A 6,965-nucleotide genomic window follows, 5' to 3' on the forward strand; every position below is an offset into this window, starting at 1 on the left:
GTGTTGCAGCGGGCCTATGGCCGAGCCCTGCTGCTGGACTCAGCTGCCTAGGGAGAGTTTGAGGTCAACAACGTTATGGAATGGCTCTGGCACAGCCTGGCGGATCCCTTGAGTTTTGCCTTCATGCAACGGGCTCTGCTGGTGGCGGTGGCCGTCGGCATTCTCTGTGCCGTGGTGGGCAGCTATCTGCTGGTGCAAAGCTTGGCCCTCCTGGGGGATGCCATCAGCCATTCGCTGCTGCCGGGCCTGGCCATTGCCTACATGCTGGGCCTCAACCTGTTTGTGGGAGCCTTTGTGGCCGGTCTCCTCAGCGCCCTCTTAATTCAATGGATCCGCTCCGCCAGCCCCCTCAAGCCGGATGCAGCCATGGGGATCGTCTTTTCGGCCTTTTTTGCCTTGGGGATCCTGTTGATCACTTTGATCCAACGGCGGGCTCGCATCGATCTCAACCACTTCCTCTTCGGCAACCTCCTGGGGGTGAATGCTGTCGATGTGCTGACAGTGGTGGGCATCACCCTTTTGGTGTTGGGGTTAGTGGCCCTCTTCTTCAAGGAATTGACCTTTTACAGCTTCGATCCCTTGGGGGCCAAAGCAGCCGGCCTGCCCACCGAGCGGCTGGGGTGGGGGCTGATGGTGCTCACTTCCCTGACGTTGGTGGCCAGCATGAAGGCAGTGGGCGTGCTCTTAGTGTTGGCCATGCTGATCACGCCAGCGGCAACCGCCTATCTGGTGGTGCCTCGATTGCACCAGGTGATGCTGTTGGGATCCCTATTTGGGGTGAGCGCCAGCCTGCTGGGGATGTACGCCAGCTACTACCTCAATGTGGCCTCCGGCCCGGCCATCGTCCTGGTGGCCTCCGCCTGGTTTAGCCTGGCCTTTCTGGGCAGAGTGTTCTCAGGAACGCGCTAGAAACCAGGGATCGCGGGTTGGGATCCCTGGCTCAAACCTCATCTGAGAAAGGGTATATGCATGTTAACTCAAAAGCGGGAAGAGCGGCCATCCCGACCGCCTGCGCTGGTCTGCCGAGGCAACGCCTTGTTGACCCTCAGATCCCGGCCCATCCAAGTAGCGCCATCCAGCTCGTCGATGGCCTTTTGCTCATCGGCTTCGTTTTCCAGTTCCACAAAGGCAAAACCTCGCTTACGGCCAGTCTCCCGATCCACCGGCAGCTTAATTTGCTTAACGGTGCCGTATTCGGCGAACACAAGTCGCAGGTCTTCTTCGCTGGCCTTGAAGGACAAATTACCTACAAAAATGGTCATGGTGTAGCAAACTCCGAACCTTACCCTTTAGCGTTCAGTTCGGAGGCTCACCTGGTTAAACCATTCGCTCAATCCGAACCTCATGCCAACCACATCTTAGTCTTCCCAATGGCATTTGCAAAGCTATTCTTGCAGCTTTTTGTCCGAGAATTGGGAGAAGCTTTTGTAGCAAGATGGAAACTCAGGATCCTAACCTTCATGGGCGATTGCTTTGGCCCAACGGTTGGCGTTTGGGAGTGCCGGGAGAGCGGGGATAAGGAGGCGGCGTGGGGGCTACTTTCTCCAGCAGTAGGCAGTGGCGCACCCCACGGCTGCGGGGTGTGGTGAAGGCTTCTACATGGATCAGTTTTCCGCCCAGGAGCTCAAGGGCCTGCTCCAAAGTTTGGGCTTCTGCCTCGGTCCAATGGCCGCGATAGAGGATGGCGCGTCCCCCCACCTTGAGCAGAGGCAGGCAATACTCGGCGCAGGTCTCCGCCGAGGCCAGGGCCCTGGCCAGAGCAATATCATAGCTGCCCCGTTCCTGCGGGTCTTGCCCCCAAATTTCGGCCCGCTGAGCCACTGCCCGCGCTTGGGTGAGGGAGAGCCTTTGCAAGGTGTCCTGTACAAAGGCAATCTTGCGTTGGGTGCTGTCCAGCAGGGTAAAGCGGGTTTGGGGCAGGGCAATTTGGGCCGGGATCCCTGGAAACCCTGCCCCGGTGCCGATGTCGATCCCCCGCCAGGGCTGAGCTTGGATTGCCTCCCAGGATCCCAGCAGGCGTAGGCCCCGCAGCGAATCCCACAGGTGTTTCTCCCAAAAGTCGATGGGATCGGTGATGCGGGTCAGGTTCTGGGTTCGGTTTCCGGCCATCACCAGCGGATAGAGCTGTTGCAGTTGTTGCTGCTGCTGTTCAGAAGGCTGCCAACCCAGCTCCGCCAGCCAGCTTTCCCACAGCGTCTTGAGCTGTGGGGGCTCAGAGGAAGAAGCGTCAGCCTTCTTCATCCCAGGGATCCCAGTTTCAATCCAGCGGGGATGGCTCTGTCGGCCCAGCCTTTCAGCTCTTGGGTCAAGCCCTGCAAAGAACGGTCGGTGCCCAGCAGCTCTTGGTTTAAGCAAACCAACTCCTGCAAATCCAGCTCCTGACAGCTGGCCCAATCTTCCGCCAGCAAGTTAATCGGCTGCGGCTGAGCCTGAAGCAACTGATGAGAGGCCAACTCCAGCTCTACATTCAAAAGCACCTGCTCCAACCGCTCTACCCGCTCCTGCATTTGCGCCAGCAGGGCTGCCAACTGCTGACAGCAATGGTGAACCCGCTGAGCATAGACCTTGAGCGGCAGGGTCAGCGGCAGCAACGACTCAGACAACAGTTGAATCAGGTGCTGGGCCTCCAGTTCTTCCAGTTGCAGGTCTTGCCAAATGGCGTGGTAAAGATGGAGCGAAAGACGACAGGTTTCCAGGCGCTGGTAGCAGGGCTGTAATACAGAACCGCGCAGCTCCTGCAGATAGTCGGCCCACAGTTGCCCAGCCTCTACTACCCAACCTGTCTGGAAAAAACTCCACCCCTGGGCCAACAGCCAACTGATCAACAGGCCCGCCAACAATTGGTTTTTTTGTCGCAACAGGAAAGGCGAAAGGTGCTCTCCCCAAACGGCTAACCCCAGCCAGATCAGGGCAGCCAAAGTCAAATGGGGCAAGCTGATCATCTCGGCCAACAGCTGGGCAGACCAGCGCTGGCGCAGCATCCAGATCACCCCGGCGCCCAAGCTGTACAGCCCTCCCCCCAACAGCGGGATCAACACCAGCCACAGGGGTTGTCCCCTCCACAGGTGCGATAGTGACCCATCTTCGCCCAGCGCATCCCAACTGAGCAAGTACAAAGCCAGCAGAGCCAAAACCACGACCCAGCCCTGCTGTCGCTTGAGACGGCGGGCTAGAAGACGACGGCGGCGGCGCAGATAGGTTTGAAAGGACTCGGCAACAATCGACATAAAAAAATGGCACTGCGGATCCCTACCAATACCCCCACCGGCCTGGAGCGCTCCTTCACGATCATAAGTCTTAACTTTGCTAGGTCATCTGGCTTCTGTATTGCGTTGTTGGCGGGAGTCATGCCCAGCCGGTGGCCAGCTTTTTCAGGGGCTCATCAGGCGGTTTTTCGGCGAGACTCCTCCGAGAAGCGCTGTTTTCTCGGCAAGCCTGACAGAGGCTTTTTAGAGCAGGCAGCCGCGTGCAAGCTCTCCACCCCTGTTACCATGGAAGAGCCCTTAATGTTTCTTTCGTATCCATCGTATCCATAGCCAAGCTAGTCTCTTGGACCGGCTTTTTTATTGTGCACTGTGCCAGGTTTTGTGATCCCTTCTGCATCTCCTCCCAGTTCCGGCCTTTCCCCCCTCGAAGTGCAGCGCCAGATGATCGTCATTCTCGATTTTGGATCCCAGTACTCTGAGCTGATTGCCCGCCGCATTCGCGAAACCCACGTCTATTCGGAAATCCTTTCCTATCGCACCACTGCTGAGCAACTGCGGCAACTGCAACCGCAGGGCATTATCCTCTCCGGGGGCCCCAACTCGGTGTATGAGCCAGCCGCTCCGGTGTGTGACCCCGAGATTTGGAACCTAGGGATCCCGGTTCTGGGGGTGTGCTACGGCATGCAACTCATGGTGCAGCAGTTGGGGGGCAAGGTGGAAGCAGCCCAGAAGGGGGAATATGGCCGTGCCGCTCTGCACATTTTGGATCCCACCGACCTGCTCACCAACCTGCCGGAAAACAGCATCATGTGGATGAGCCACGGGGATTCGGTTACCGAACTGCCGCCGGGCTTTCACACCTTGGCCTCTACCGACAACACCCCCTGTGCCGCCATTGCCGATCCAAGGCGTCGTCTCTACGGGGTGCAATTTCATCCGGAGGTGGCCCACTCAGAGGCTGGCGCCTTTCTCATCCGCAACTTTGTCTATCACATCTGCGGTTGCGAGCCCACCTGGACAACGGCAGCTTTTCTGGAGGAAGCCATTCGAGAGGTACGTGCCCGTGTGGGCAACAAGAAGGTGCTCTTGGCTCTCTCAGGGGGGGTGGACAGCTCCACTTTGGCTTTTCTGCTGCACAAGGCCATCGGCGACCAGCTCACCTGCGTGTTCATCGACCAAGGGTTTATGCGCAAGGAAGAGCCCCAGCGGCTGCTGCGCCTTTTCCAAGAGCAATTTCACATTCCCGTCCACTACGTGGATGGCCAGGAGCGGTTTCTCCGGCAGTTGCAGGGGGTTACCGATCCCGAAGAAAAACGCAAACGAATTGGGGCAGAGTTTATTCGCGTGTTTGAGGAAGAATCCCAGCGGCTGGGTCCTTTTGAGTACTTAGCCCAAGGCACTCTCTACCCAGACGTGATCGAGTCTGCCAATACCCATGTGGATCCGGTTACTGGAGAACGCATTGCCGTCAAGATCAAAAGCCATCACAATGTCGGCGGCTTGCCGGAAAATCTGCGCTTTAAGCTGGTAGAGCCTTTGCGCAAGCTCTTCAAAGACGAGGTGCGGCAACTGGCCCGCTCTTTGGGTCTGCCGGAAGAGATTGTGGGCCGCCATCCTTTTCCGGGGCCGGGGCTGGCCATCCGCATTGTAGGCGAGGTTACCAAAGAACGGCTGGAAACCCTGCGAGAAGCGGACATGATCGTGCGGCAGGAGATCAACCGCTCCGGCTACTATCCCAAACTTTGGCAAGCCTTTGCCGTGCTGCTGCCAGAGGTGCGGTCGGTGGGGGTGATGGGGGATAAGCGCACCTATGCCTGCCCGGTGGTGGTGCGGCTGGTTACCAGCGAAGACGGTATGACCGCCGATTGGGCGCGAGTTCCCTACGACCTCTTGGCCACCATTTCCAACCGCATCGTCAACGAGGTGCCCGGCATCAACCGCGTGGTTTACGACATCACCTCCAAGCCCCCTGGCACCATCGAGTGGGAGTAGGCGGGATCCCTTGCGTCTGGCCTCGATTCCCGGCTGGATCGATGGCTACCTATGGCCAGCTTCCGGCAGGGAATAGGAAGGGCTTGAGCTGAAGGGCTGAGCGGCTTGGACTTCCATTCGGGCCAAAGTCGTAGCGGCATCCGCCAGTTGCAGAGCAAGGTTGGCACGGCTAATCGGATCCCGGGCATTCCAGAGATCCTGTCCCAAACAAAACACCCGATAGCGAAAGGCTTTGATCGAGCGCGATGGGATGACCTTGACAGTCATGGCTACAACCTCTTCTCCACAGAGACGTGAATAGTCAGCAGAACCCGCTCGGGCTCAAGGTAAACAAATGTTACCAAAACAACCTCGTCCTCAGAGGCAATACTGACCGGGCAGGTGGCTTTCGGGGGTTCCACCCGTTCATGCCGTACCCCCACAGTGTATTCTCCAATTGGCAGGTCATCAAATCCAGCGTCCGCATAGATCAACTCAATGGTTTCTTCTGCAATCAACTGCCCCTCTCGCTCCAGGAAACTGAGAAAAGGGATCCCATCGATGGAGGTGAGCGCGTTGTTGGCCTGGTTGCGGATCATCACGAAGATGTCGGACATGGAGAGTGGGCCATCACCTCAGGGGTTTATGATCGAGGGTGCTGGAATGTAGCCCGACTGTTTTGAGCCTGGACTGCCGCCAATCCCTGATTCAGCGACCAAACCCTCGACCCCGCGTGGCCGGACGGGCAAGACAGGCCTGGAGTTTTTCCCGCAGCTGGGCTGTATCGAGCCGCTGACCGATGAGCACCAACTGGTTTTTGGGCTGGCGAGGCCAATCATCGCTGCTGAGGGTATAGCGCCGACCGCTGAGGTGAAAGATATGTCGCTCTGGGCTTTCCTCAAACCACAACACCCCTTTGGCACGAAAGACTGCATCGGGCAACTCGTTGAGAAAATTTTGGAAAGCATCCAAAGAGAAGGGCTGATCGCTCTCAAAGGCTAGGGAGTTAAAGCCGTCGGCCTCGATGTGGCTGGGATGGGAGTGGTGATGGTCATGATCGTGCTCATGGTCATGGTGGTCGTGACTGTCGTGATCATGGGCTTCTTCTTGGGGCAAGGAACTAGCCTGAAACAAATCGGTATCCAAGATTAGCTCCAGGGGAACTGCGCTGTTGACGGTGCGCAAAATGCGGGCATCTTCTTTGATCTCGCGGATGCGTTTTTCCAGACGCTCGATCTCGGCTTCCTCGACCAAATCGATTTTGTTGAGGAGAATCACATCTCCATAGGCAATTTGGCTGTAGGCCACGTTGCTGTTGAACAGATCGGGGGCAAAGTTGGTGGCATCTACCAGGGTGATGATTGAGTCCAGCCGCGTCAGATCTCGCAATTCTGGCCCCAAAAAGGTGAGGGCAACCGGCAAGGGATCCGCCAATCCCGTAGTCTCCACCACCAGGTAGTCGATCTTGTCGGAACGTTCCATCAACCGCAACACGCTTTCGGCGATGTCGTCCCGGATGGTGCAGCAGATGCAGCCGTTGTTCAGCTCCACCAAGTCTTCTTCGCTGGAGACGATCAGCTCCGCATCGATGCTGATCTCGCCGAACTCGTTGACCAGCACCGCTGTGCGCATCCCTTTCTGGTTGTTGAGGATGTGGTTGAGAAGGGTGGTTTTCCCACTGCCCAAAAAACCTGTGATGATGGTGACAGGTAAGCCTCGCTTAGGCACTTCGATGGTTGCGGTCATAGAGTGGCAGCGATCCGATATAGAGGGAACTCTTCCACTTTA

At 57.5% G+C, this 6,965-nt stretch carries 8 protein-coding genes; 2 read left to right on the top strand and 6 right to left on the bottom strand.

The genetic code is table 11. The annotated features are described in order from the left end of the window. Window positions 1-75 precede the first annotated feature (75 nt). Window positions 76-909 carry a metal ABC transporter permease gene (locus NW820_RS05090; protein WP_011432792.1) on the top strand — a complete coding sequence of 278 codons (834 nt, stop codon included), beginning with the start codon at window positions 76-78 and terminating at the stop codon, window positions 907-909. A 68-nt stretch (window positions 910-977) separates the two neighbouring features. Here NW820_RS05090 and NW820_RS05095 read toward each other — a convergent pair whose 3' ends face one another. The 3 genes from NW820_RS05095 to NW820_RS05105 form a co-directional block, all read right to left on the bottom strand. Then, entirely contained in the window at window positions 978-1,262 is a 285-nt protein-coding gene (locus NW820_RS05095; protein ID WP_011432793.1) for an RNA recognition motif domain-containing protein, read from the bottom strand. Between the two features lie 196 nt (window positions 1,263-1,458). Next, window positions 1,459-2,241 (bottom strand): 16S rRNA (guanine(527)-N(7))-methyltransferase RsmG, encoded by a 783-nt coding sequence (gene rsmG, locus NW820_RS05100; RefSeq protein ID WP_414341738.1) that lies wholly within the window; start codon window positions 2,239-2,241, stop codon window positions 1,459-1,461. Continuing rightward, a complete protein-coding gene (locus NW820_RS05105) occupies window positions 2,238-3,227 on the bottom strand; it encodes a hypothetical protein (protein WP_414341740.1) in 990 nt (329 codons plus the stop codon). The genes rsmG and NW820_RS05105 overlap by 4 nt, the downstream gene beginning before the upstream one ends. Before the next feature lie 420 nt (window positions 3,228-3,647). Between NW820_RS05105 and guaA the strand changes: the two genes are divergently transcribed. Then, window positions 3,648-5,198, top strand: coding sequence for a glutamine-hydrolyzing GMP synthase (gene guaA, locus NW820_RS05110; RefSeq protein WP_414331898.1), 1,551 nt, complete (start codon window positions 3,648-3,650; stop codon window positions 5,196-5,198). A gap of 45 nt (window positions 5,199-5,243) precedes the next feature. Here guaA and NW820_RS05115 read toward each other — a convergent pair whose 3' ends face one another. From NW820_RS05115 to NW820_RS05125, 3 genes are all read right to left on the bottom strand, one after another. Beyond that, on the bottom strand, window positions 5,244-5,465 hold the full coding sequence (locus NW820_RS05115) for a hypothetical protein (RefSeq protein ID WP_011432797.1): 222 nt from the start codon (window positions 5,463-5,465) through the stop codon (window positions 5,244-5,246). A 2-nt stretch (window positions 5,466-5,467) separates the two neighbouring features. Next, window positions 5,468-5,794, bottom strand: coding sequence for a hypothetical protein (locus NW820_RS05120; protein WP_238376924.1), 327 nt, complete (start codon window positions 5,792-5,794; stop codon window positions 5,468-5,470). Between the two features lie 91 nt (window positions 5,795-5,885). After that, window positions 5,886-6,923 (bottom strand): CobW family GTP-binding protein, encoded by a 1,038-nt coding sequence (locus NW820_RS05125; protein ID WP_414406864.1) that lies wholly within the window; start codon window positions 6,921-6,923, stop codon window positions 5,886-5,888. Window positions 6,924-6,965 lie beyond the last annotated feature (42 nt).

This window comes from Synechococcus sp. R55.7 (assembly GCF_047461955.1).
Classification (GTDB): Bacteria; Cyanobacteriota; Cyanobacteriia; order Thermostichales; family Thermostichaceae; genus Thermostichus.

Coding starts and splice junctions, on each gene's coding strand:
- guaA (WP_414331898.1), top strand. CDS start 3,648: ATGATCGTCATTCTCGATTTTGGATCCCAGTACTCTGAGCTGATTGCC.
- NW820_RS05090 (WP_011432792.1), top strand. CDS start 76: ATGGAATGGCTCTGGCACAGCCTGGCGGATCCCTTGAGTTTTGCCTTC.
- NW820_RS05105 (WP_414341740.1), bottom strand. CDS start 3,227: ATGTCGATTGTTGCCGAGTCCTTTCAAACCTATCTGCGCCGCCGCCGT.
- NW820_RS05115 (WP_011432797.1), bottom strand. CDS start 5,465: ATGACTGTCAAGGTCATCCCATCGCGCTCGATCAAAGCCTTTCGCTAT.
- NW820_RS05125 (WP_414406864.1), bottom strand. CDS start 6,923: ATGACCGCAACCATCGAAGTGCCTAAGCGAGGCTTACCTGTCACCATC.
- rsmG (WP_414341738.1), bottom strand. CDS start 2,241: ATGAAGAAGGCTGACGCTTCTTCCTCTGAGCCCCCACAGCTCAAGACG.
- NW820_RS05120 (WP_238376924.1), bottom strand. CDS start 5,794: ATGTCCGACATCTTCGTGATGATCCGCAACCAGGCCAACAACGCGCTC.
- NW820_RS05095 (WP_011432793.1), bottom strand. CDS start 1,262: ATGACCATTTTTGTAGGTAATTTGTCCTTCAAGGCCAGCGAAGAAGAC.